The 630-nt window shown below is 33.8% G+C and carries 1 pseudogene; it reads right to left on the bottom strand.

Going from position 1 to position 630, the window contains the following annotated elements:
* Positions 1–630: pseudogene (locus LZ634_RS22580) on the bottom strand (capsule biosynthesis protein CapC); the annotation flags it as partial.

Below are 630 nucleotides of genomic sequence, written 5' to 3'. Positions count from 1 at the left end.
CTTCCCTTTTTCATAAAAAAAATCTAACATCGATAGTAGCGCTAACTGATAATCCTGAAATTCGGATTTTGTTGTCGTAAAATCATTTGCACAAAAAGAATGTGGGCCACCGCCCTCATGCTTTATTTTTGTTAACAATGAATAATTCTTCTTTGCAGAAACAGATCTAACATTAAAATAATGACATATATCTCGTTCTGGCGTTGCTAACCCTTTTATATATGTAAACCATGGAACCATAAAAGTTGCCATATTTAAATCAGAGTTAGTTCTGAATTTATTCACTAAAAAACCAGCAATATTTTCCTCATAATTTTGCCAAATAAAATCGAAAACACTTTTCCTTAGCGGTACATAGGTATGAACCAATGGTATATCTATACTCAACGAGAAATCATTATTAATTATCTCCCGAACATTCATTGATGCACTCAACGTTGGTGTGACAATACCTTTTCCATGCATTCTCACCAAACTTTTTCTCGATAAAAAAATAGAGGCTAGGCCATTTCCCTTGAAAAAATGTCCAGCCGGAAGAGGTCTGGCGACAAATACATCATCATTAAAATAAATAAAATGCTCAGCTAAGCTTGGAATATTATGCAGATGCGCTTCAATAACATGTGAGTT

It is taken from the genome of Kluyvera intermedia (assembly GCF_021440345.1).
Taxonomy (GTDB): domain Bacteria; phylum Pseudomonadota; class Gammaproteobacteria; order Enterobacterales; family Enterobacteriaceae; genus Kluyvera; species Kluyvera intermedia_A.
This window is presented reverse-complemented; position numbering and strand designations above follow the sequence as displayed.